This is a genomic window from Mycoplasma sp. 3398, assembly GCF_053851555.1.
Map to the genome: position 1 here is coordinate 1 of NZ_JBSQAW010000008.1, position 25,649 is coordinate 25,649.

The 25,649-nt window shown below is 28.0% G+C and carries 23 protein-coding genes; 6 read left to right on the forward strand and 17 right to left on the reverse strand.

Translation table 4 applies throughout. The annotated features are described in order from the left end of the window. Nucleotides 1-442: 442 nt before the first annotated feature. The 17 genes from greA to rpmG all read right to left on the reverse strand — a co-directional run bounded on the left by greA (nt 443) and on the right by rpmG (nt 15,856). Nucleotides 443-913 carry a transcription elongation factor GreA gene (gene greA / locus ACWXVK_RS02610; RefSeq protein WP_438340667.1) on the reverse strand — a complete coding sequence of 157 codons (471 nt, stop codon included), beginning with the start codon at nt 911-913 and terminating at the stop codon, nt 443-445. After that, nucleotides 903-1,655, reverse strand: a complete 753-nt coding sequence (locus ACWXVK_RS02615; protein WP_444705026.1) for a BC85_0335 family putative methyltransferase — start codon at nt 1,653-1,655, stop codon at nt 903-905. The genes greA and ACWXVK_RS02615 overlap by 11 nt, the downstream gene beginning before the upstream one ends. Further along, complete coding sequence (locus tag ACWXVK_RS02620; protein ID WP_438340665.1) at nt 1,643-1,990, reverse strand: hypothetical protein; 348 nt, start codon at nt 1,988-1,990, stop codon at nt 1,643-1,645. Before ACWXVK_RS02620 ends, ACWXVK_RS02615 begins: the two co-directional genes overlap by 13 nt. Before the next feature lie 4 nt (nt 1,991-1,994). Next, nucleotides 1,995-2,420: a Holliday junction resolvase RuvX gene (gene ruvX / locus ACWXVK_RS02625; RefSeq protein WP_438340664.1), complete on the reverse strand. Its 426-nt coding sequence runs from the start codon at nt 2,418-2,420 to the stop codon at nt 1,995-1,997. After that, nucleotides 2,413-5,076, reverse strand: coding sequence for an alanine--tRNA ligase (gene alaS, locus ACWXVK_RS02630; protein WP_456017154.1), 2,664 nt, complete (start codon nt 5,074-5,076; stop codon nt 2,413-2,415). The genes ruvX and alaS overlap by 8 nt, the downstream gene beginning before the upstream one ends. A gap of 30 nt (nt 5,077-5,106) precedes the next feature. Then, entirely contained in the window at nt 5,107-6,219 is a 1,113-nt protein-coding gene (gene mnmA, locus ACWXVK_RS02635; RefSeq protein WP_456017156.1) for a tRNA 2-thiouridine(34) synthase MnmA, read from the reverse strand. Between the two features lie 107 nt (nt 6,220-6,326). Next, nucleotides 6,327-7,727: a YitT family protein gene (locus ACWXVK_RS02640; RefSeq protein ID WP_455993945.1), complete on the reverse strand. Its 1,401-nt coding sequence runs from the start codon at nt 7,725-7,727 to the stop codon at nt 6,327-6,329. 3 nt (nt 7,728-7,730) lie between these two features. Beyond that, a complete protein-coding gene (dnaB, locus tag ACWXVK_RS02645) occupies nt 7,731-9,143 on the reverse strand; it encodes a replicative DNA helicase (protein WP_438340660.1) in 1,413 nt (470 codons plus the stop codon). A gap of 45 nt (nt 9,144-9,188) precedes the next feature. After that, nucleotides 9,189-9,626: a 50S ribosomal protein L9 gene (gene rplI, locus ACWXVK_RS02650; RefSeq protein WP_438340659.1), complete on the reverse strand. Its 438-nt coding sequence runs from the start codon at nt 9,624-9,626 to the stop codon at nt 9,189-9,191. Next, on the reverse strand, nt 9,607-11,577 hold the full coding sequence (locus ACWXVK_RS02655) for a GGDEF domain-containing protein (protein ID WP_444705021.1): 1,971 nt from the start codon (nt 11,575-11,577) through the stop codon (nt 9,607-9,609). Before ACWXVK_RS02655 ends, rplI begins: the two co-directional genes overlap by 20 nt. Nucleotides 11,578-11,689: 112 nt before the next feature. Continuing rightward, nucleotides 11,690-12,241, reverse strand: a complete 552-nt coding sequence (gene yihA / locus ACWXVK_RS02660; RefSeq protein WP_456017158.1) for a ribosome biogenesis GTP-binding protein YihA/YsxC — start codon at nt 12,239-12,241, stop codon at nt 11,690-11,692. A gap of 1 nt (nt 12,242) precedes the next feature. After that, the gene (gene tsaD / locus ACWXVK_RS02665; protein WP_456017159.1) at nt 12,243-13,187 is read right to left on the reverse strand and encodes a tRNA (adenosine(37)-N6)-threonylcarbamoyltransferase complex transferase subunit TsaD; all 945 of its coding nucleotides are present in this window, start codon (nt 13,185-13,187) and stop codon (nt 12,243-12,245) included. Beyond that, nucleotides 13,187-14,143, reverse strand: a complete 957-nt coding sequence (gene tsaE, locus ACWXVK_RS02670) for a tRNA (adenosine(37)-N6)-threonylcarbamoyltransferase complex ATPase subunit type 1 TsaE (protein ID WP_456017161.1) — start codon at nt 14,141-14,143, stop codon at nt 13,187-13,189. The genes tsaD and tsaE overlap by 1 nt, the downstream gene beginning before the upstream one ends. Nucleotides 14,144-14,210: 67 nt before the next feature. Then, nucleotides 14,211-14,786: a variable surface lipoprotein gene (locus tag ACWXVK_RS02675; RefSeq protein WP_456017162.1), complete on the reverse strand. Its 576-nt coding sequence runs from the start codon at nt 14,784-14,786 to the stop codon at nt 14,211-14,213. A 31-nt stretch (nt 14,787-14,817) separates the two neighbouring features. Further along, nucleotides 14,818-15,396 carry a transcription termination/antitermination protein NusG gene (nusG, locus tag ACWXVK_RS02680; RefSeq protein WP_456017164.1) on the reverse strand — a complete coding sequence of 193 codons (579 nt, stop codon included), beginning with the start codon at nt 15,394-15,396 and terminating at the stop codon, nt 14,818-14,820. A 19-nt stretch (nt 15,397-15,415) separates the two neighbouring features. Next, nucleotides 15,416-15,706, reverse strand: a complete 291-nt coding sequence (gene secE, locus ACWXVK_RS02685) for a preprotein translocase subunit SecE (protein ID WP_438340652.1) — start codon at nt 15,704-15,706, stop codon at nt 15,416-15,418. Nucleotides 15,707-15,709: 3 nt separating this feature from the next. Further along, a complete protein-coding gene (gene rpmG, locus ACWXVK_RS02690) occupies nt 15,710-15,856 on the reverse strand; it encodes a 50S ribosomal protein L33 (RefSeq protein ID WP_438340651.1) in 147 nt (48 codons plus the stop codon). 118 nt (nt 15,857-15,974) lie between these two features. Between rpmG and ACWXVK_RS02695 the strand changes: the two genes are divergently transcribed. The 6 genes from ACWXVK_RS02695 (at nt 15,975) to ACWXVK_RS02720 (ending at nt 25,629) form a co-directional block, all read left to right on the forward strand. Then, on the forward strand, nt 15,975-17,585 hold the full coding sequence (locus ACWXVK_RS02695) for a hypothetical protein (protein ID WP_456017165.1): 1,611 nt from the start codon (nt 15,975-15,977) through the stop codon (nt 17,583-17,585). Between the two features lies 1 nt (nt 17,586). Next, a complete protein-coding gene (thiI, locus tag ACWXVK_RS02700; protein ID WP_438340649.1) occupies nt 17,587-18,753 on the forward strand; it encodes a tRNA uracil 4-sulfurtransferase ThiI in 1,167 nt (388 codons plus the stop codon). Between the two features lie 466 nt (nt 18,754-19,219). Then, nucleotides 19,220-21,142: a DNA gyrase/topoisomerase IV subunit B gene (locus ACWXVK_RS02705; RefSeq protein ID WP_455966449.1), complete on the forward strand. Its 1,923-nt coding sequence runs from the start codon at nt 19,220-19,222 to the stop codon at nt 21,140-21,142. A 14-nt stretch (nt 21,143-21,156) separates the two neighbouring features. Next, on the forward strand, nt 21,157-23,955 hold the full coding sequence (locus tag ACWXVK_RS02710; protein ID WP_456017166.1) for a DNA topoisomerase (ATP-hydrolyzing): 2,799 nt from the start codon (nt 21,157-21,159) through the stop codon (nt 23,953-23,955). Between the two features lie 59 nt (nt 23,956-24,014). After that, entirely contained in the window at nt 24,015-24,137 is a 123-nt protein-coding gene (locus tag ACWXVK_RS02715) for a hypothetical protein (protein ID WP_438340645.1), read from the forward strand. Between the two features lie 202 nt (nt 24,138-24,339). Continuing rightward, nucleotides 24,340-25,629 (forward strand): endonuclease, encoded by a 1,290-nt coding sequence (locus tag ACWXVK_RS02720; RefSeq protein WP_456017168.1) that lies wholly within the window; start codon nt 24,340-24,342, stop codon nt 25,627-25,629. Nucleotides 25,630-25,649 lie beyond the last annotated feature (20 nt).

Sequence of the window (25,649 nt, forward strand, 5' to 3'; positions counted from 1 at the left end):
TTAGGCACACAGCCAGCGTTCATCCTGAGCCAGGATCAAACTCTTAAAATTTGATTTTGGTTTTATTATATTTTTAAAAAATTAAAATTGACGTTATGGTATTCGTATCCAGTTTTCAAAGAACTACATATTAGGCACAAAAAAGTGCACTTTTATAAGTATACATTATTTTAAACTTTTTATTATGAAAATTTTTTAATTTTTTACATTAAATAAGAACGTTTTTAAAATAAGTACCATATCATTATACATGATTAAGTTAAAAAAAATAAAATAAATTTAACAAAATTTTTTAAATATTTTTGTTAAAAGCAAATATTGCAAAAAGTTCAAGATTTAAAATAAAAAACCTCCTTATATTTTTAAAAAATACGGAAGTTCTATAATTTATTATTATATCCTACAATATATATTTTAATTATCTATCAATCTGGATATTTAGCTACATTATTGATTCAATTTTTACCTTATATTTAGGAGCGGCCTCAACCTCTACAATATCGCCGACCTTATGATTAAGAATTGCTTTGGCTAACGGAGAAGAATTAGATATTTTCCCACTAAATGGATCTGCATCTAGTGCGCCAACAATAATAATAGTTAAAACAGCATTATTTTTTAAATTTAAAGCCTTAACTGTTGAACCAATTTTAACAATATGAGAACCGGTTGTGTCTTCAACAATAATATGGGCGTTTTCTAAAATATGTTGAATTTCTAGAATTTCGTTTTCAATGGCAGCTTGCTTATCACGGGCCGAATCATACTCAGCATTTTCTGATAAATCACCTTGATTTCTAGCTTCCTTGATTTCTTCGATGACTAACGGTCTAGCTTCTTCTTGCAAATATGCTAATCTTTTTTCATATTGTTCAAGGCTCTCCTTTGTTAAATATATTTTTTTATCTTCCATCTTCTTTTTCTCCTCTTTCAACAATGTCTTTTATGTTATTTTTAGCTAAAAGTATAACACTTTTATTTTTGAATTTTAAAGTTTCATAACGCAAACCAAGATTTGCTGATATCTTCTTTAACAAATCTAAATTAATGTTTTTATTATTTTCAATAATCATTATTCCTTTTGGGTTTAAAAAGTTTATTTTAGAACTTATGGTTGATTCCAATAATTGATCTTTATTATTTAAAATTATTATTAATTCATTGTCATTTGGAAGCTTAGCAACACTTTGGATATTTTCAAATTTTAGATCCGGAAATTCATATAAAATTTTTTCATTAATGCCTAAATCTATTGTTCCATTAAAAAATACTTTCTTATTAGCTAAATTTGATACTGATAAAGCAAGATAATTATCATCATCTTCTATATAAATATTATGGTAATCATTTAAATAAATGGTATTAACAACAAAACATACAAAAAAATCACTTAAATCATTATTATAAAACTTCTTAATACCGCTTAGAACCACACCATAATTAGGATTAATTTTAATAAGTTTTTCTTTTTCGCGTTCTTCATTAGGGGATAAATATTTTTTAATAGCCTTCTTCTTATAATAAAGACTAAGAACAAGAGCGATAATGGCAATTAATAAAGCTATAGCAATAGAAATAATTAATCCCGTTCTTACATTGGGAGGTATTTTGCTTGTCCCGTTAGAAATAGATGATATATATATTAATTTGCGCATAAATTATCTACCGTCTCAGCTTCAAACAAAATGTGTTCAATAGATTCGCCATTTTCATCTACTAATTCAAATTCATTAGCAAACTCTTCTAATAAATCACTTAAGATTGAAACAATCCCTTCATCTTCTACCTCTTCTAAAATATGAGATTTTGTTTGTCTAAATAGAAAAATACCTTTTTTATTAGTTAAAAATATGTATTTTTCACCATTTTCTTCAATCGAAAACAAAACTCACATTTTAACATTGTTTTCCAAAATGATTTCTCTTTCTTGTGAGAAGATAAATAATTTTTGTCGTATGTTTTTATTGTTGTTTTTATTGATTTCTTCCATAAATCTAACCTTTTTTTAAATAATCCTCTAGTATGATTTGGGCAGCTAATGAATCTTTTTTATTTTTTCTTTTTTTGCCATTGTATCCGGCATTATATAAAATATTTTCAGCAAATATTGTACTTTCTCTTTCGTCTTGTAAAATAACATTTATTTCAACATTGTCTTGAAGTCTTTGCTTAAATTTTTCCACCATGATTGTCCTTGGACTTCTTGAAAAATCCATTCTTGTTGGATAACCTAAGATAATTGTATCAATTTCATTCTTATATTGACTTTCATATAGTCAATATTTTACTCTCCTAATAACGTCGATAAAATGTCATTCCTCAAAATAGAGTGTTTCTAATCCAGAAGCAATTATATTATTAATATCACTGATAGCAAAACCGCATGTTTTTGAGCCTAAATCCATAGCTAGTTTACGCATTTATTAATTCCTTAATTTCATCCATAATTATTTTAATCTGTTTAGTTGAATTAATTGATCCTTGCGATACTATTTGATTACCGCCACCTTTACCATTAAAGTTAGAAATTATCCTTTTAAAAATCTTTGTTGAGTCATATTGTTTTGAAGCAACAATTAAAAAATAATTATCATCTTTAATTCTAGAAAGACCGATTATCAATGCATCGGCATTTGCTTCACGAATTTGCACAGCAATTTTTCTTAGTAAGCTTGCATCATTTTCATTAATTATGAATAACTTAACATTATTGCCAATTATTTCAGGATTATAAGCATTTAAATTTACTGATTCATTATTCTTTTCTTTTAATAATTTCTTATAATCTTCTCTTAATTTACTTTCGACTTCATCATAATAATCCAACATTTTTTCTTTCTGCGATGAAAGGCTAGGAATATCTACCAAATAAGATAAATTATAATTAGATTCTAATGCTCTATTATTCTTTACCAAGGAAGACAATAATTTTTGCTTTTCTAAAATTTCATTGTATAAATGTTTATTAACATACTCTTCAGAGGTAATAACCTTCAAACGATAAATTCCAGTTCCCTTTGAATCAACAGAAACAATTTTAAAGTTTTCGATTATGCCAGAATTTTCAACGTGTGTCCCACCGCATAAATCCTTAGTAATATTTTCAAATTCAACAACTCTGACATTATTAGCATCATAATATTCAGATTCATCAATTGTCATATATGCCCCTATTTCTTGTGCTTTTTTGACTGAAGTAATAATATAATTTCTCTTAGCCTGCATTGCAATATATTCATGCATAATATGCTCAATTTTTTTAATTTCATCCTTAGTTGGCCGATGATCTAATCCGAAGTCAAATGTAAAATATTCAGGATGAATGTTTGAACCAAGTTGTTCAATAATATCATTTGTGTAAGTTCTTCTTAAAGCATGGAACATAATATGTGTTGAACTATGATTTCTAGCATAATTAATTCTTTTTTCTTTGTCAATATAACATTCAATAGGTAAATTCTTATCAATCTTTCCCTTAACATAATGAACATGATTTTGGTATTTATCTTTAAATACATCAATTATTTCAATTTTATTATTTCCTTGCATCATATAGCCAAAGTCATGATTTTGTCCACCACTAGTTGCATAAAAAGGAGTATTGTCAAGAATAACATATGAAAAATCATCATCGCCATCTACCTTATCAATTTCCTGTTCCTCATTTAGCAAATAGATAATTTTTGATCTAGACTCAAGAAATTCATAACCAATAAATTCAGAAATTTTCCTGTCAACCAGTGAAAGCGAATTAATAACCTTTTGCATCGCAGCCTTTAAGCTGCCTTTTGAACGTTCTTGATGTTCCTTTTGAAAATCATAAAATTCTTGCAAATTAATTTCGATATTCTTTTCTTTTAATATTTCAGCCGTTAATTCAATAGGGAAGCCATAGGTATCAAACATTTTAAAGGCAATTTTAGCATCAATAAAACCTTTTTTATTTAGTTCGTGTTCAAGAAGTTTTTCGCCGTCTTTAATGGTTTTAGCAAATAAATTTTCCTCATCAGAAATTACCCTTGAAACAGTTTTAACATCGATTTCATATATCAATGAGTCCTTAACAACTTGAACTAATTTATATAAAAAAGTTTTTTGTTGTATTCCTAATGATAAACCAGCCCGGTAAGCTCTTCTTATTAAACGTCTAATAATGTATCCTCTACCAACATTTGAGGGGCTAACGCCATCATTAATAGCATTCACACTTGCTCTAATATGATCCGCAATAATCTTAAATCAAGTATTAATTTTTAACTGTTCTGGCTCTTTTGTAAAATAGTTATTTATATCGTAGTGATATTTTGTTCATTCTTCTACTTTTCTAATAATAGGCAAAAATAGGTCAGTATCAAAATTAGTAGGCGCATCCTGAATAATAGAGGTTATTCTTTCTAACCCTGCACCAGTATCGATATTTTTAGTAGCTAATTCAGAGTAGTTATTTTCGCCATCATTATTAAATTGCGAAAATACAATATTTCATATTTCAATATATCTATCATTCTCAATATCTTCTTTTAACAATTCAATGCCGCGCTTATCATATTTTTCACCCCGGTCATAAAAAATTTCAGTATCAGGGCCACAAGGTCCTTGACCAACATCTCAAAAATTAGTATCTCTTGTTCCACTTATAAGATGGTCCTTGTTTATACCTAACTCAATTCATCTATTATATGTATCCAAATCTTCTTCATAGTATGTTATATATATTTTTTCTTTTTCGAGTTTCAATACATTAAAAATAAACTCATATCCAAATGCAATAGCTTCTTTTTTAAAATAATCACCAATAGAAAAATTTCCTAGCATTTCAAAAAAGGTGTGATGTCTTGCGGTTATACCAACATTTTCAATATCATTAGTACGAATTGATTTTTGCGAATTTGTTATTCTCTTTGCGGGCGGAACTTTTTTACCGCTAAAATAATCTTTTAATGTTGCCACACCCGAATTAATTCATAATAATGAAGGGTCATTTTGAGGTATTAAAGATTTAGATTCTACAACAAGATGTTGTTTTGAAGCAAAAAAATCAAGTCACATTTGTCTAATTTGTTTTGATGAAAGCATTTTTTCTCCTTGTTTATATCATTATTTGATTTATAAAAAATTCTTTTGTTTTTGTTTATAAAAAATTCTATCAATGATTGCTGCCCCTACAACTTTTTGACCATCATAAATTACAACTTGTTGTCCTGGGGTTATAGCTTCTGTTTCATTGTACATGATCGCAATTTCATTATTGTCTAAAAGTTGAATCTTACATTTGATATCTTCTTGACGATATCTAAATTTGGCCGACAGGTTTTCCTGATTATATGTTTTAGCAATTAAATTTCAATCTTTGGCAATAATCTTATCGGATAACAAATATTCTTTATGGTCTTCATTAGCAACATAAATAATTCTTTTTTTAATATTATGTCCAACAACAAAATAAGGTTTCTTAAATCCACCGAGATTTAAACCCTTGCGTTGACCAATTGTATAATACATTGCGCCGTTATGCTCCCCAACCTTATTGCTTGTGGCAATATCAATTATGTCACCTGGTTGAGCAGGAATATAATTTTCAAGAAATTTTGTGAATCTTCTTTCGCCAATAAAACAAATGCCTGTTGAATCTTTTTTAAAGGCAGTTTTTAAGTTTAACTTCTTAGCAATTGTTCTTACTTCATTTTTTGTTATATTAGCTAGAGGAAAAATAACCTTTTTTAGTTGTTCATTGTTTAATTGAGCCAAGAAATACGATTGATCCTTAGTCTGATCAAAGGCCCGAAATAATTCCCCATCATTAGTGTATGCATAATGACCCATAGCAATATAATCGGCTTTTAATTCATTGAATGCATAATCCGAAAAAGCTTTAAACTTTATAAATTTATTACAAAAAATATCAGGATTTGGTGTACGGCCAATTTCATATTCATTAATTAGGTATTTAAAAACATTGTCTCAATATTCCTTAACAAAATCCACACGGTGTAGCTTAATATTTAGTTGATTTGCAACATCCTTTGCATCTTGATAATCTTGTTCTTGTGGACAAATATTTTGTGAAATATCTTCATTGCCTAAGAAATCATTGTTTAAAAATGAATCTCAATTTCGCATAAACAAACCTTCAACATCATATCCTTGTTTTAAAAGTAGGTATGCGCACACACTAGAATCAACTCCGCCACTCATTCCTAAAATTACTTTTTTGCTCATTTTACTCCAATAAAATATATTAAATTATAAAGTTTTTAACGAAATAAAAATTTATTTTATACGAAACTAGTATTATAAAAAATTAAAAAGAGTCTCTATATAGACTCTTAATCAACAAACGATGTATCAAACACACCGGATATATTATGAATATTTGAGGTAGTTATTCACGCAGACTTATCTACTTTCTTAACTTGTTCCATAATAATATCTTTTTCTAAAAATAAAGCAACAGTTTCAATTTTACCAAATTCCTCATGGCTAAATCCACCAACGCCATTAAAGATATTAAATGAGTGAGCATAACCAATCTTTTTAAATTGTTCAGCAACAATTTCAGGATATCTTGTATATATCTCAATTTTAACTTTCTTATATTTAGGATAAAACTTATTAACAAGTGTCGAAAATACTAATAAATATGAAATAGTACCTAAAATTCTTACTAAGAATAAGCCCGAATTTCAAACATGCCCTGTAATATTGCCGCTAAATTCTAACGAACCAATGATAATCGTTGATGAAGATGAAAAGCAAATTGCTACCATTAAGAATACATTACCAACTGGTTTTTTATTTTTATATGCAATAAAGTTAGAAATAACTGATGTTCCTCCAATAGAACCTTTTTGTCTTCATGCAACTATAGAAGCAAATCCTTCTGAAGCGCCACCCATAATAGCATAGACAAGAACCGGCCAATTTTGTCCATCATAAACACCATAAATTTTAGTGTCTTTTAATAATAAAGGTATTGAACCTAAGAGTGATACTTTTCCTATTTTAAATTGTTCAACTAATGCAGAATCAGTAATATTTTTAACTATCAAATTCAAGTCTTTTGGAGCGTATTGATTTTGAAAATAAGTAATAACTTCCTTAGCGCCTTTATCAAATTCAATTGTTAAATTTTCGCCTTGAAGAACTTTTAATATTTCTTTACTTTGTCCGTTGTTATATAGTTTTGAAACTACTCTCGTATCAATTCCGAAAGGAGCCCAATAGAAATTATTCTCGCCAACCGGATTATAGAATGAAATTTTTTGATTAATAAAGTTAACAATTGGATTTGATCCACGACCGTCATATTCTATATATATTAATTGAACAATAACCTGAAATAGCATTCAATAGTATGTTAAAACCATAAACATTCTCGGATTCATTCTTCAGAAAACAAACATTAATGGTAAATTAACTAATACATAAAATAAACCATAGAATTGTGCAGTAGCAGGAGCAGTAAAAGTAATAATTTGAGAAAGCGATGATGTGCCCGAAGCAATAGTTGCTGCCTTTCTAAGAAAAACAGTAATTGCTATATTGTATAAAAAAGCACTCAATAACATTCAAATAACTTTTTTAGGATATTTTTTTCATATATTAAAAATGGTTACTTGTTGTGGGTTTAAGATAGCCATTTTTTCATCATATAGAGCTTTTTTTTGCTCAACGGAAAGCTTCGTTTTTTGAATTTTTTTATCTAAGTTTTTTTGTTTCTTATCCATGATTTAATCCTCCTTTTCTTTGAAAATTTGATGTTTGTTGTTGCCGTGTTCCTTTAAGACATAGACAAATTTATTAAAGTCAGGATAAAACCCTAATTGAATAGTTTTAGTTGATCCGTGACGGTTTTTGGCAACAATAACGTTTGTTGTTGAAAACATTTCCTTTTGTTCGTTATTAGCATTTTGATCATTTTTTTTGTTTCGATAATAGTCATCGCGATGTAAAAAGATAACTCTATCAGCATCTTGCTCAATACCCCCGGATTCTCTTAAATCAGAAATTATAGGGGTTTTGTCTTCACGTTTTTCAACGCTACGGCTTAATTGACTTAAGGCAATAATAGGGCATGCTAATTCCCGACCAAGTTGCTTTAATGAACGTGAAATCTTGGCCACTTCAAGTTGTCTATTTTCTTGCGACCTTTTTGAATTGTCTCCAATAAGTTGCAGGTAATCTATAATAACAAGATCAACCTTAGCATTTCGGGCGTATCTTTTTGATAAGGTAATAATATCCGAAATATTTAAAGTAGCAAGATCATTTAATACAATATTTCACTCAAACATGTTTTCGACAGTATGAGATAAATTTCTTTGATCATCAATACTTAATTCTTTGGTTTTAAGTTTGTAAATAGGGACAGTTGAATCTATAGAAATCATACGCTGGACTAATTGTGGATTGGACATTTCAAGGCTAAAAAATAAAACGTTTTTTCCTTGTTTAGCTACATTATTAGCAATATTCAAAGCAAAGGCCGTTTTACCCATAGCCGGTCTAGCACCAATAATAGTTAAATCCCCACTATTTAAACCAAGCAAGCATTCATCTAATTCTGGAAAACCAAGTTGCAATCCTATTCCAATATCACTATCCTCCTTGCGCAAAATTTGTTGCATTATATTGTTTGCAACATCGCCAATTTTTTCAAATGAGGAATTAATTTCTGATATATCAATATTGATCAAGGATAATTGAATATGTGATAAAAGGTCCGACACATTAAAGGTTTTATTATCAATAGTATTTTTAATATCAACTATTAATTCATTAAGTTTATCGATTTTATATTGATCGATTATGTTTTTTACATATATTTCAATTTCACTCAAGAAACCAGCATTTTGAACCAAATAGCCAATATATTCAGGAGTATTCATATAAAATGAACCAACTAAATCAAACTGCTTTTTTTGCTCTAAGTAAACCAATAAATTAGAAAGGTCAAAATGCTCAGTAGAGTTATGCACTTCAACAATAGCAGAATATAATATTTGATGACTCTTAAAGTGAAACATTTCTGGCCTTATTAAAACAGCAATTTTCAAATATGTTTCAGGTTCAGATAAAATTAATCCCAATAAGGAGGCTTCATTATTAGCAATAGCAGTTTCTCTTGGGTTTAATGTTTGCATGCTCATTTTGCTCCCTTCATTTTATTGTTTTTTTATGTTATAAAATTATTTTTCTTCGAATATTTGAATTAATAAAATTGCATTAACTTCCGGGTGAAGCTTTACATTAATATAATGTTTTCCGAAAGTGTTATAAGAATCTTTATTTAAGGCATGAGCACTAATTTTAATATTATGTTTTATCAATTCTTTTTCAATAGCCTTGTTGGTTATTGAACCGTGAACAATATTTCCGTTCGATTTTAAGAAAAAGTTTAAAGTTATTTTTTCAATTTGCTCTTTTAAAACAATCGCTTTTTCAACTTCCCTTGCATGATCTTCGGCAATGTTTTGCTTAACTCTTTCTAAATTAGCTAGAGTTTGCTTATTCACTGGTTGAGCATAACCATTTTTTATTAAGAAATTTTTTGCAAACCCATCATTGATTTCAACAATTTCATTTGCTTTATATTTATCATATTGTTTAATTATTATTACTTTCATTTTTTACACTCACTATCGCTTGTATTAAGTTATCAACAAAAAGTTCGATATTTTCATCACTTTCAGCAGCTGCCGTGCCATAATGTCCTCCACCGTTAACTGCTTCTGCAATTAATTGAACATTAGTGTCAATTCCTCTGGCTGACATCTTACATTTTTTAGTCCCAGCTAATTTGCCAATAACAAAGGCTGCTTTTCTTCCATTAACTCTTAGGATTTCATCGGCAGCAATTGAAATTACATCAGGGGAAACAAAAATATTCTTATAAGCAATGAAATATCCAGGTTTAACCTCCTGCAAGTTTTCAAGAAGTTCTAAAACTTGTTTGAAGGTTTCTATATCTAATTTTAAAGTATTAACTGAAATTTGGATCTTAGCGCCTCATATCTCTAATAAGGCAGCTGCTGAAAAAGTCTTGGAACTTGTTTGTTTTTGAAAATTATTAGTGTCAAGATAAATGCCATTTAACAAATATTGTGCTGTGATCTCATCCATCTTGTCACCATTATTTGAAATAGCAATTATTTCACTAACAATTTCTGAGGCTGATGATGCTGATGAGTCAATATAAGTATTTTCTCTAAAAGCATATAATGGGTTTGCCCCGATTCGATGATGATCAATAATGATTATATTATCCTTTTCAATACCTTTAAATGCGTTGGGATTTTCAATTCTTGTTTCATCAGCAACATCACAAATTACTACAAGTGTTTTTTTATCATTTAATAATGTCGCTTCCTTTGGCGATATAAAGATTTGCTTGTCTAATGGACTCATATGATCATAAACGCGTTGCGTGGTTTCATCGAATGTCTTGTTTTGAATAAATGTTTCTTTTTCATAAGCTCTTGCTAATTTATGAATACCCCACGCAGAACCCAGCGCGTCAAGATCGGCGTTCTTATGACCATAAATTATAACTTTGTTAATATTCTTAGACTTTAATTTTGCAATCAAAACCTTAGAAATATAGCTAACATTAGTACGAGACATATTGATGTTTATTTCTGAGCTAGTTCCATAATATCTTGGATGTTCATTTTTTGTTAAAACAGTTATTTGGTCTCCACCACGGGTTTTGGATTGTAATAATGCCTCTTTGGCTAATTTATCAAGTGTTTCCAGCTTGAATAAACCATATGAAAACCCACCAGACAATGTCAAGGATATACCTTTATGCAGACTCTTATTTTTAAGTTGATTAAATGCCTCAAAGTTGGTTTTTTCTAGTTGCTCAAGAGTTTCTTGATTAGTTAAAACAAAGAAACGCCCATTCTCATATTGCCGGTAAATAATATTATAACTTTTAGAAATATCATCAAACAAGGACCCAAAACTTGAATATATAGCATAAAGATCTTCTTGTGATAAGGATACTTGGTATAAATTCATATTGTCAATATGAAATTCGCCAAAAACAACACGTTGCATCTTATAATCATTTAATAAAGCTGTTTGAATAGTTATATCTTTAATCTGAACAATATTTTTTTCAAAAATAACCTGAACATCGTACTCATAGTCATCTTTTTTAAAAACAAAGTTATTATTATTCCCATCTCATTCTTCAATATTAAAAACAGTTTTTATATTTTTTCCGACTATCGACTTGCCAAATTTGTTAATAACAAAGTTTGAAGCTCATATAATCCTTCCATTATTTAAAAAAATAATAGTACCAATCCCTTGATCACTTATTTCGTTTTGAATGAACTGATTTAGGGTTTGATTTGCAATTGATGATTCTTTTAAATATCTTCTTATGATGAAAAATATAAAAACTCCAAGGCCCAATACCAAAAGCGAATAAATAACAATAATAGGAACTCTTCAATTATTAGGTAAATGGAATAATCCTACAAACAAAAGAATCATTGGTACTATAAATAAAGTAAATACTTGAATTATTAAAATGAGTAATCTTTTTTTGTCTTCTTTGTTTTTCATATGTAAAATTATACAAAAATTGATATAAAAATGGACCAATGCACACTAAATTAAACATAGATTATTTAATTTTTAGTAATTTTAAATTTTTGGAAAGCAACATATTTAAATACTAAAAATCAAAATGTTTGATAATGTCTTGCAACCCTACTTTTTTTTCTGATGAGACTATAAAAATATTTACTTCTTTTTTAAATGTTAGTGCCTGGGTTTTTACTCTATGCCTTTGTGATTGGTTAGCCTTATCAATTTTAGTAATAATAATATTAAATGGTATTTTTAAATTATTAATATACACAATCATTTCCAAATCTATCGGCATAAACCCTATCTTGGCATCAATTAAGAAACAAACTATCTTATCATTTGGGCTGTTGCGAAAATAATAATCTATTATTCCGCTAACTTTCTGCTGTTCTTTTTTAGACATACTAGCATAACCATAACCGGGCAAATCAACCACAATCTTTTTGTTATTAGTTTCAAAATAATTTATTAATCTTGTACGTCCTGGACTTGAAGAAGTTTTTGCTAATTTATTATTAGCTAGAGCATTAATTAACGAAGACTTTCCTACATTTGAGCGCCCTCAAAAAACAATCTCATAACTGGTAAAATCTAATCAATTTTCCTGTGAAGTTGAACTTTTTATAAATTTTCACATATTATTTTTTTACCTTTTCATAAGCTAATCTAGCAATCATCATTGCATTATCGGTTGTATACTCCATTAATGGTAGATAAACATTGTTGTGAAGGGTTAACACCATTTCTCTAATTCCTTTATTAGCGCTTACTCCCCCTGCTAAAGTAATACATTTTGGTCCATACTTTTTAATTGCCTTTTCTAAATTAATTTTAAGGTAGGCAATTATCGTATTTTGGAATTCACAAGCAATCTTATTAATATTAATTTCTTCGTTTCTATTTATTAGACTATTAAAATGATTTATAACGGCTGTTTTGATTCCACTAAATGAAAAATCTAATTCATTTAATGTATGTGGAATTGAAAATTTATTTTTATATTTTTCTTTATTTTTAATTCAAATATTATCAATAATTGGTCCACCCGGAAAACCTAATGATAGTTTTCTAGCAATCTTATCATAAACCTCACCAACGGCATCGTCCAAAGTTTCACCGACTATCTCAAAACTATTAGAATCAGTATATAACATCAATTGCGAATGTCCACCTGAAACTAATAAGCATAAGGCAGGAAATTCTAATTCTTTCGATATAAAAGCTGAATAAAAATGGCCTTCTAAGTGATTTAACCCAATTGCTGGTATTTGATATATTCTGGACATTGTTTGTGCAACAATAAAACCTATTTGCAACGATCCTACCAATCCCGGTTCCTTAGTATAAGCAATATAATCAATATTCTTACAAATCTCCTTGTTATTAACAACGATATTCTTAAATTCCTCAATTAATAATGCAATATTTCTAACATGCAATCTCGAAGCAATTTCTGGAATGGTTCCACCATATTTTTTATGAATTTCTGTTTGAGATATAGTTTTCATTCAAACAGGCTTATTATCTTCCAAAATAGCAAAAGAGGTATCATCATGAGAGCTCTCGATAGCAAAAATTTTCATTAAACACCTCCAATTTGAGGATCAGAAGCATAAATTAATTCCTCTTTTAAGATGTCACTTGATTCTCTAAATAAATCAACATATTTACTAAAATTTTTAAAGAAATTTTGGTAATTAAAATCTATTACTGAATTTATACTATCAACTAAATTTATAGTTATTCCTAAATTAGTTTTAATTACTTCATATGCCTTATACCTATTAGCTTTTATATAAATAACGTCCAAATTTAGTTGTTTAAAAAACAAATCATATGTTGGCGCAATAAAAACTTTTATATCATTTTTTGCGATTACATTTTGAAGAAGTTTATTGGTAGATGCAAAAACAAAGGCTAGGCGTGTTCCGGTAAAACTTCCAGGTCCATTTGTTATGTAAAGATTATCTAGATAATTCAACTTTGTATTATTTCTTCCTAATAACTCATCTATTGATTCAAAGAATTTATCAGTTTTTTTAATTAGTTTTTCAATTAATATATGGTCAATCACATTACCATTTTCAGTTAAAGCTATGCAAAAATCTGGCAAAGAAGTTTCAATGAATAAGCCTTGATAACAAGTTTGCTTAGTTATTTTAAATAAATGAAAAATTTGACCATCCCTTTCATGAAGACTGACCTCAATATTAAAATAATATTTAAAATTATGTATAATGTTTTTTGACCATTCAATAACAACGATTTTATCTTCAAAATATTCTTCATATGGGAATAAATCACCAACTAATTTATACGCATCAATATGTACCATTTTATCATAGCATATTATAGTATTAAATGTTGGGGAAACCACAGCCTTAGATTCACCTAATTTTTTGGCTATTTGCGCAGTTAATGTTGTCTTCCCTGCACCTAATTCCCCGTCTAATAATATAGCTTCTATTTTTTTAAATGACAGAAGATAATTAACTAATTCATCTAGCTTTTCGCCTTCCTTAAACCAAAATTCCTTCATTTTTTTAAAATAATCTCCTTATATAAAAACAAAAAAGAAGATTCAAATATTTTATGATTCTTCTTTTTTAAAATAATTTAGCACTGGCTTTTTTGTCAACTTCAGCTTTTTTCGTTTTAATGTCATCAAGAATTTTATTTAGTTCTTGTATTAATTTGGCTTTAGCATTATCATTAAATAAAACTGAATTTATTTTCTTAATTTCTTCTTCTTTTGCGCTGTATTGTTTAACTAACTCAATTTTCAATTCATTATATTTTTTATCTGACAACTGTTCATGTGCATATTGCTTTAATGTATTTAAAAAAATAAATACATCTCTTTGGTTATTACTATATTTTTCAGTTGTTGTTTTATTATCATTAAGAATTTTATTTGTATTTTCAATAAAATCACTAAGTGCCTTCTGATAATCGATATTTTTACTGCTATTATTTTTTAATATATTTTCAGCGTCAATAATTTCTTTTCTTAATTTGTCCTCATAATCATCAGCAAATTCAATATTAGATAATTGTTGCTTAGCAAGGGAAACTTCTCTTTCTAATTCTGCTTTATAGTTAGTACATGAAATGGCAATTAATGGGAGAGTCAAAGCAGAAATCGAACCAATACTAATTAACGTTTTTGTTATTTTATTCATAATTCTCCTCTAAAATAAATACCATAAATAACTAAGAGCAAATCTCAAGGTCATTATGTGAGAATTCCGTTGGCACTTTTCTTCCAAATTGTTCAATATTTACAAATGCTTTTTGCTCAATGTCATCATTTCTAATAATTTCGCCAACTCCGCCCTTGAATATACCACTCTTAATTTTAACAATAATCCCCTCTTTAAATGCTGTTTCAATATCTCCCGCTTCAAATTTCTCAATGAGAATCCTTTCTTTTTCAACCATTTTTTCAAAGGTGTTTTCACTGATTGGCGTTGGTTTTGCACCTTTTCCAGAAGATCCAATCAAACCAGTAACGTATTGTGTATTACGAACTAAATACCAGGATTCATCAGTCATTATCATATTAAGAAAAATATAACCTTTATAAATATTTACATACTTAATGTTGTATTCCTCACCCCTGCTTTTCTTTTGCAATTCTTTGCTAGACAAATGGGGCATCTTAAAAATTCTAATATCCTTAAAGAAATCTTCCATTTTTTGAGAACTAATTTTGTTTTTCAATGCTTCAACAACATTATCTTCCTTGCCTGAAACAGTTGATATCATATATCACTTACAATCTGAATACATTTTTTCTCCTTAAAAAATATTATGTTCTAATACCCACTACATTTCATAAACCGGTAAAAATTAAAGTTATAACAAAGCAAAATATAGCCATGATTAACACAAAGGCAATAGTAATTCCAAACCATTTTCAAGACTTGAAATTACTTGGCCACGCAACTCTCTTAATTTCCCTTACTAAATTTCTAAAAGTGTAAAGTTTCGTTGCCTTAGCTTCATCCTTTTTTCTTTCCTTTAAAAGGGCTTTCTCTCTTCTTACTCTATCTTTAATCTCTTTTTTTTCTTCAGGACTCATCTTTGTTTTTTCTAGCATACCTTATTTTTCCTCTTTATGAATTGTTTGAATATTGCAATATTTACAAAATTTCTTAATCTCTAGTCTTTTTTCATTACTTTTATTAACAGAATAATTTTTATGCAAGCATTCCTGACAAGATAGTGACACTTTCTTTTGCTTTCTCATATAAGGAAAATTATATTATTTTTTTACATTTTTTTCAAATAAAACTAGACTTAGACATATTGTGGACAATAAATAAGATATATAAAATATAATTTTACTTACTATGGTACACAATTATTTGTATTTTTTGTTAAATGTAATTTGGATAATACCTATTATTATCGCCTTCATTATTCGATCTTTAAAAAAGGAATTTAAAATCAAGAAACTTCAAAAAAAGATTGAATACATAAACCAAAATTTAAAAAAAATTAAAAAAATTAATAATCAATTTCATGAATTTACAGATAAAAACAATAAATGCACATACCAAGAAAAAATAACTGCTAATGTAATAAATATTATTGAATTTTCACTATCTAAGATAACTTTTTTTCTTAATGAATTGCATATGATTAATAACATAAGAAACATACAAGAAAAAAAATCGAAAAGCCCTGAATTTAAAAAAATTTTTAATAAAGCAATTGTCGAATGAAAAACAATAAAAGAAACAATAAAAGAAAACAAAGATTTTATTTTTCTTGAAAGTCAAAATATCTCAAAATTTCTCATCTTTTCAAATAATTTAAAATCCGTCTTCTTAAATATAAATAAATGTATTGATAACAATAAAAACAACCTTTTCTTGCAAGATTTTTCAATTGAATTTAATAAAAAATACAATGAAATAAAAAATATTGTCGAATATAGTAGTAAGCTTCAACTATATAAAGGTTGGAATAATCATTTTTTAACTAATTCAAAAAATACCAAAAAAATATTAAATGATTTTTTGTTCTTTATAAAAAATGGTTTAACACTATATTCATATATTGAAAATAATATTGAAATTCCATTTAAATTTATTGAGGACATTGTCACCAAATATTCATCTTTTCACCAATTTTTTTTTAATTGGCAAATGCTAAATTCTTTCATTGATGAAACTAGAAGTGTGATTGAAGAAATTAAAATTAAAATTCATAAAACTAATTTTTTTGATTGAATTGTAACATTCAAAATAAAACTTGAAAACCTTTCAAAAAAAATAATTTACAAATATATTGAAATCAAAAAAGAAATAGATAGTTTTGAAATATTAAAATCAAATTCTGAGCTTATAAGCAAAATAATTGATCTTTTTGATATACAACATTGAAAAAATCTTAAATCAGACCGCCAAAACGCAAAATATAAATTATTAATAAATAATTTTTATGAATTTTATTACCAAAATCTGGCGTATTTTAAATCAAAAAATAAAAAAAATTCAAGCAATATTTCATATTTTGAAAGATTAAATAATCTAAATAATATTCTAAAAAAAATGTGTAAAATCCCGTTTTTTCAAAGACAATTTAAAAATAATTGAAACAAAAAAGATAAGACCGCTTTCAAGGATAAAATGACCAATATGTTAATTGAGACATTTGGACTACATGACTTTAAAATACCATTAAATGAGGAAATAACTTATTATAAAAATAAATTTGAATCACTGCTAGAAAAGCAAAATATAAATGACGAATATGAACTAAACTTAATAAATCAAGTCATTCAAAAAAAAATTATTGTGATTAACATAAAATATTTGGTTGCAAGGCATCTAATCGATAATTTTAACTTGCTAACAAAGAATAAATTTCAAGAAAAAAATATTGAATTAATTAACTTAATATATCAGAATAAATATGATGAAATAATTAATAAATCGCTAAAATTAATTAATAAGTCAAAGGAGAAATAAAATGTGTGCTAATCAAGAAATGGAAATATTAATTAGATACGGAGAATTAACACTAAAAGGTGAAAATAAAAAGGATTTCATTAATCAATTAAGAAAAAATATTGAACTATATATACCTAAAAATGAGTTAAGAATGGAATACGACAGAGCTTTTTGTAAGTATTCAGAGCAAAATTTAAAATCCCTAAAATTTATTTTTGGAATTTCATCTTATTCAATAGTTCACAAGACATCAACCAATATTGAAGATATTGAAAAAAAAGTATTTGAACTAGCCTCGAAAAAATCATTCAACTCTTTTGCTATAAATGCCAGAAGACATAATAAAAATTATCATTTAACTTCATCGGAAATCAATATGCACTTTGGCGGTTTTATATTAAATAATTTTAAAAATAAAGTTGTAAACCTTAGCAATCCTGATTTATCCATATATATTGAAATAAGAGACAAATTTACATATATTTTTAGCGATTACATTTATGCCCTTGGTGGAATGCCAGTGTGTTCATCAGGACGTGTTTTACATTTAATAAGTGGTGGAATCGATTCTCCTGTTGCTGCACATTTATTGCAAAAAAGGGGATTAAAGATTGAATTTTTAAACTTCATTACACCCCCTCATACCGATGAAAAAACAACTATGAAAATCGAACAAATTATCAAAACATTAACCAAATTTCAAGGATCTTCTACTCTTTTTCAAATTAATTACACAAAATTAATGAATTATATAGGTCTTGTATCAAATCAAAAATATAAAATAACACTAATGCGCCGCAGTTTCTATCGTATTGCACAAAAAATAGCCAAAAAATATAATATAAAAGCAATTTCGAATGGTGAAAATTTAGCACAAGTTGCTTCGCAAACATTAGAATCAATCCACGCAATATCAGAGGTTTGTGATTTGCCTATTTTTAGACCGTTATTAAGCTTCGATAAAAATGAAACAATAACAATTGCCAAAGCCATTAACACAATGGAAATATCGATCCAAAAAGCTTGCGAAACATGTGAACTTTTTGCCCCAAGATTCCCAGTCACCAAACCTACAAGAGAGGAAGCAAAAAGATTAGAAGAAGAACTTGAAAATCTTGAGAAACTTGAGAATGAAATAATTAACGAAGTTGAAATAAAAACATTTAATTTAAGAAATGACAAATAAAAATAATTTTTTTTGTAAACTAAAAAAATATCCAAAACTTAAAAGAAATTACATTTTCTTTCTTGCTTTATGTGTTTATGCAATTATTATTCCTATCATTCTCATTACAGCATGAATTGTTTATCTTATTTTAAATAATGGAAAACATTTTCTAATGCAATCAAATAATTTTATAGTTTTAATTAGCATCACTAGCATACTATTTATTAGCTGACTTACCTGTTTTTTCTTAATTAGATATATTATTAAAATCACATTTGCAAAAATATATAAAATAACTAAAAATAAAATAATTAACAAAATTGCTATTTTCTTTTTGGGTGAAAAAATTATGAATGCAGATATTCATATGATTAACCAAGAACTGGAAGAAAACAATAAAAACCAACGTCTATAAAACACTCATTTGTGTCTTTATATTTTTTAATTTTTATTTAAATATTCAAAAAATATATAATTAATTATCATGAGTACAACTAATTACGAAGCAAAAGATTTAAAAGTTTTAAAGGGTTTAGAGGCAGTTATTAAAAGACCTGGAATGTATGTTGGTTCTACTGATTCAAACGGATTACATCATCTAATTTGGGAAATTTTTGATAATGCTATTGATGAAGCATTAGCCGGATATGCTAATAATATTAAGGTAATATTAAAAAGTGATGGGTCTGTTATTGTTGAAGACAACGGAAGAGGTGTTCCAATCAATAAACATGAGACAGGAAAAAGTGGTGTTGAACTAGTATTTACCGAATTACATGCTGGCGGTAAATTCGGCGATGGGGCATACAAAACTAGTGGAGGACTTCACGGCGTTGGGTCCTCAGTAGTAAATGCCCTTAGTTCTAAAGTTGAAGTTAGCGTTTATCGTGACAAAAAAGAATACTTCACATCTTTTGAACAAGAAAAAATTACAAGTAAAACAACAATTATAGGACCGACTACAAAACGTGGAACTAAGGTTCAATTTTGACCTAATTATTCAATATTTAAAAAAGCGAAATTTTCATCTGAAACAGTTAAAGAAAAATTAAGAGAGGCCAGTTTCTTAATATCAAATTTGAAAATCAACTATATCAATGAAAATACTAACGAAAATGTTGTTTTTCAAACCAATGAAGGAATTAAAGAATATATCAACTTTGTTGGCGAGGGCCGAAAATTTATCAGTAGAATTTTCTTTGCGTCAGGAAAATCAAAAAACAATATTGAGGTTGAAATATCATTAGCGTATACTGAAAACTATAGTGAATCAATATATTCCTTTGTCAATAATGTTAAAACTAGGGATGGAGGAACTCATGAAACAGCATTTAAATCTGCATTAACCAAAACAATTAATGAATGGTATGCAAAAAATTCAAGTTCTAAAACAAAAATTAATTTTGATGGATTAGATGTTAGAGAGGGAATAATTGCTGTAGTATCACTAAAAATTCCTGAAAGTATTCTTGAATTTGTTGGGCAAACTAAGGATAAATTAGGAACGCCTGAAGCAAGGGAATCTGTTGAAGATTTCTTTAGTGAAAAATTTACATTTTTTTTAAATGAAAACAAGCAAGAAGCTGACAAAATCATCGAGAAAATTAAGCGAACATATGATGGAAGAATTGCGGCAAGAAATGCTAGAAATGAAGCTAGAAAGGTAAAAAATAAACTCGATTCAAAAAAAATTCTTTCAAACAAATTAACTCCTGCACAAACAAAGAACAAAACAATCAAAGAGCTTTTTTTAGTCGAAGGTGATTCGGCCGGAGGGTCAGCTAAAATGGGCAGAAATCGAATGACTCAAGCCATTCTTCCCTTACGTGGGGTTGTAATGAATACTGATAAGGCCAAGTTAGTTGATGTCCTTGCAAATGAAGAACTTGCAACAATTATTAACACGATTGGAGCTGGAATTGGTAGCGAATTCGATGCCAAGAATTCACAATATGGAAAAATTATTATTATGACTGATGCGGATGTTGATGGAGCCCATATTCAAATGCTTTTATTAACATTTTTCTGAAGATATATGAAAAAACTAATTGAATTAGGAATGGTATATATCGCTTTGCCCCCATTATATAAAATAACAATTAAAAACTCAAATAACAAATATTTCTATGCTTGAGACGAAGAACAACTAAGAGAAATAACGTCGCAATATACAAACTACGAAATTCAAAGATATAAAGGACTTGGAGAAATGAATGCTGACCAACTTTGAGAAACAACAATGAATCCTGCAACTCGTTCAATCATTAAGGTAGGCATCGATCAGCAAGCATTAATAGAAAGGTATATAACTACCTTTATGAGTGATGATTCGGAGGCAAGAAAAAATTGAATCAATAATAACATCGACTTTTCAAGTATTGATGAATTTGAAATTAATAAAAAATAAATGAGGCACGACTTATGGACAAGAAAAATAAAAATAATTATGACCAAGTAATTGAAAATATTATTGATAAGAATATGGTCGACATTATGAGCGATAGTTTTGCCCGTTTTTCAAAATATGTTATTCAACAGCGTGCAATACCCGATGCCAGAGATGGCTTAAAACCAGTACAACGTCGTATCCTTTATTCAATGTGAAATCTAAAACTTAGAAACAAGGAGGCATTCAAAAAATCGGCACGGATTGTTGGGGATGTTTTAGGTAAATATCACCCACACGGCGATAGTTCTGTTTATGAAGCAATGGTAAGAATGGCGCAGGAATGAAAAAGCAATTATCCGCTTGTGCAAATGCATGGAAATAAGGGTTCCATTGATGATGACCCAGCTGCTGCTATGCGTTACACAGAATCAAGATTAGAAAAAATAACAGAACTAATGCTAAAAGATTTGGAGCGCAAAGTAGTACCAATGATTCCAAACTTTGATGATTCAGAATATGAACCCGTTGTCTTACCGACCCTTTTTCCTAATTTGCTAGTAAATGGAGCAATGGGGATTGCATCAGGCTTTGCAACGCAAATTCCTCCCCATAATTTAGGCGAACTAATTGATGCCTTAATTGCTATGATTAAAAACCCAAATATCACCACTAGCGAATTAATGAATTATGTTAAAGGCCCTGACTTTCCGACCGGAGGCATAATTAACGGGACCAAAGGAATTCACGATGCTTTTATGACCGGAAGAGGAAAAATTTCACTATCCTCAAAATATAATTATGTTTATGACAAAAAAGAAAACATTGTTGGTATAGAAATTACTGAAATTCCCTTTGGTGTAGTTAAGTCAAAAATGGTTTTTGAAATTGATACAATCATTTCTTCAAAAGTAATTTCTGGAATTAAAGAAATTAGAGATCAATCTGATCGCGATGGATTATCAATATACATTGAACTTGAAGAAAATGCAAATGCCGAGGCAATCATGATATATCTAATGAACAAAACTAAACTAAGAGTTAATTATGATTACAATATGCTTGCTATATATAAAAATGCACCTAGCCTATTATCGCTTTACAAAGCATTATATGCATTTCTTGAGCATTCAAAACAAATAAATACCAATGGAATAAAATACGATCTTCAAAGATATAAATTACGCCATGAAATCGTTGAAGGTTTTATTAGAGTAGCAGAAATTTCTGATGAAGTTATCAAATTAATCAAGGAAAGTGATAATTCCAAAAAAGGTGTAATTCTTTCACTAATAAAGGCATTTAATTTTAGTGAAATTCAGGCAACAGCCATAGCTGAGCTAAGACTATATAAACTCTCAAGAATGGATCAAATTGAATTTCAGCAAGAAAAAACTAACCTTGAAGCCTTAATTACACAATGTAAAACCTTACTTAGTGATAACTACGAATTTAATATTTTTTTAATAAAACAACTAACTGAAATAAAAATTGAATATGCACAGGATAGAAAAACCATAATTAAAGAAGAAGGCATAAATAAAGATATTGATCATAAACTTCTTGCTAAAAATGAAAATTTTTATTTCTTTATTTCTCAAGAAGGCTATATCAAAAAAATTAGTACAAAAATTTATAATGCTAACGACTTTGCTACATATAAACTAAAAGAAGGAGATGCAATTAAATATTATGATGAAATTAATTCTCTTTCAAAATTAATTTTCTTTACTAACAAGGGGAATTTTTTCATCATTGAAGCACATATTTTAAAAGATAATTCATGAAAAGAATTGGGTATGCATATATCTTCATTAGTGAATCTTGATAGCAATGAAAAAATTATTCGAGTAATGGAAATAACATCATATGAATCGTATGCTAACATTATACTAATAACAAAATATGGTTTTGCTAAAAAAGTAAAGATATCTAGCTTTAATTCAAAAGTATTAAACAAGAAGAGAATTTGTATAAATTTTAAGAATAATGATGATGAATTAATCGATGCAAAAATTGGCAATGATGAGAAGGATATTTTCATACTGCTTAATAATGGTTCATATTTCTTATTAAATGAAAATGTTTTTTCAACTGATCTAGCCCTCAAAGCGCAAGGCATAAAACTATTGCCTAAATTACAAACAAATGAAAAAATTTTTGTGTCTACTTTTACAACTTGTTTACCTTTAAATGTAGTAACAATGATAACTGAAGGCGGAATGTATAAACAATGAAATATGAGGGACATAAAATATACAGGGCGCGCAAACCGTGGGACCAAATTATTCAACTGTTTAAAAAATATCAATTGCATTCCAAAATGCCTAGAAGTAAATACTAAAAACCTTGAATTACTAATAACAAATGAAAATAATGAAACACAAAAACTTGATTTTAAGTGCAGTCAAAGTGATAAAATTAAGATCGAAAAATTAAATAAATTTAGCAATGAATTAAATAATTCGGGTTACTTAATTCAGCATATAAAAATAAACAAGCTTATTGAAGATGATAGTAAACAAAAAGAAATTCTAAAACTCAAATTTCAAGATAATTTAACAAAAAATAGCAGCATCGAAGAAACAACTGAAACAACACTATTTAAAAAAAATTATTACACTAATTCATTAAAGATTAATAACCAAATCTTTGATGAAGAAGATCAAATTAACCTTTTTGATGCGGCCAATGACTTCAAAGAACTTAATCATAAAATATCAAATAAGGAACATTTAAAGAAAACATTATCACTTGAAGAAAAAATAAAAGCAATGGATGATATTGATTTTGATTTGATCGAGCAAAAAGTTGAGCAAATTAAGAAAAAATAGTTATAATATTAACTATCCTTCTAAAGTAATAAAATTAGCAAATATTGAAAGGAAATGCGATGAGAAAAGACGTTAGATTAGCAAATAAGGTTAAAGCTGAAAAAAGAGCTCACAAATTAGCTAAAGAAAGAGCCCGCGACCTAAGAAGAGAAGCAAGAAAAGCTGAAGCAAAATCACAATAATAATATATTTTGTAACCTTTTAAGCACACTGTGGTGTGTTTTTTTAATGTTAAGAACATTGCTATTAATATAAAATAACACAACTTCTATGTCGTAATTATTAACCTTCTTTTAAGACATATTAGAGTATTATAAAAACGCTAAAAATTAAATAGTATTATAATTAAAATGTTAACCAATTTATTCTAAGGAAATTATTAATATGAAAAAAACTTATTCAAAAAACATAATGATTTATTTAACAACGCTAACGTTACCAACAACATTTTTGATTTTGTCCTCATGTTCAACGCAAACGCAAACTTCTGAAAATGAAAAAAAATATCTAAATAAAAAAGAAGAACTTCTAAAAAACATCCTTAAAATAAAAGATAATGAAAAATTAAATAAGCTATGAAACAAGCTAGAGATTATAGAAAGCAAGGAAAACTCTAAAAACTTTGATTCATTAATTAAGGAAATTGAAATATTAAATAATGAAACTCTAAGGGAAATAAGTCCTTCAGCAAATCCAAATGATAAAAAAACAGAAACAGGAAGCGAGAATAATCCTATTACTCCCGATAAGAAAGAGAAAGATAATAGACAACAAGAACAAGATAATAACACCTTGGCAAGAAATGGTGCTGCCCCAACCACAAATAACGGATTTCACATCCAATATGATAACTCGAATAAATTTTATGAATCACTAAATGGGTTAAGTGGACAAGAATTAAGAGACAAACTTTTTATGATTCAACTACAAAACCGAGACAAAACGGGTGTCGGTAAAGCTGCTTATGCAAAGTTGCACAATACTTATGTTGATGCATTCGTTGATAAGTATTATGAAAAAGATGGCACAGTTTTAGATCTATATACGGAAATAATTGGGGGAAAAGACAAATACAACTTTGAATTTGGCAAATATCGTGACATTGGAAATAAAGAGGGGCAAGGTATGAATCGTGAACATATCATTGCACAATCCTGATTTGCAAAACAAGGGCCAATGAGAAATGATGCCCACCATGTTTGACCGTCAGATAAAAAAGTCAATGCTATCCATGGTAATTTACCATATGGAGAAACTCAAAATGGCAAAATAGTTTCAAGCAATGGTTCAAAGTTAGGAATTGGAAAAGAAGATGGAGAGCAGGTTTTTGAAGTAATAGATGAATTTAAAGGTGATATAGCAAGAGTTTTCTTCTATTTTGTGTTAACTTATAGAGACAAAAATATTACAAACAACCACTCCGCACAAAGAGTATTTTTTGAAGAAAATGGCATAAATCAAATAAAACAAAAATATTTAGAAACTTATTTAAAATGAAATAAATTAGATGGAATTTCACAATTTGATATCGATAGAAACAATGGTGTTTATAAACATCAAAGAAATCGTAACCCATTTACTGACTATCCTGAATTAATAAAGGTCTATTTTGAACATGACGATAATTACGTCTTTCAAAACAAAGGGATTGCTATAAAATTAGTTAAAAATTAATCTTATTTTTGAGGATTTAA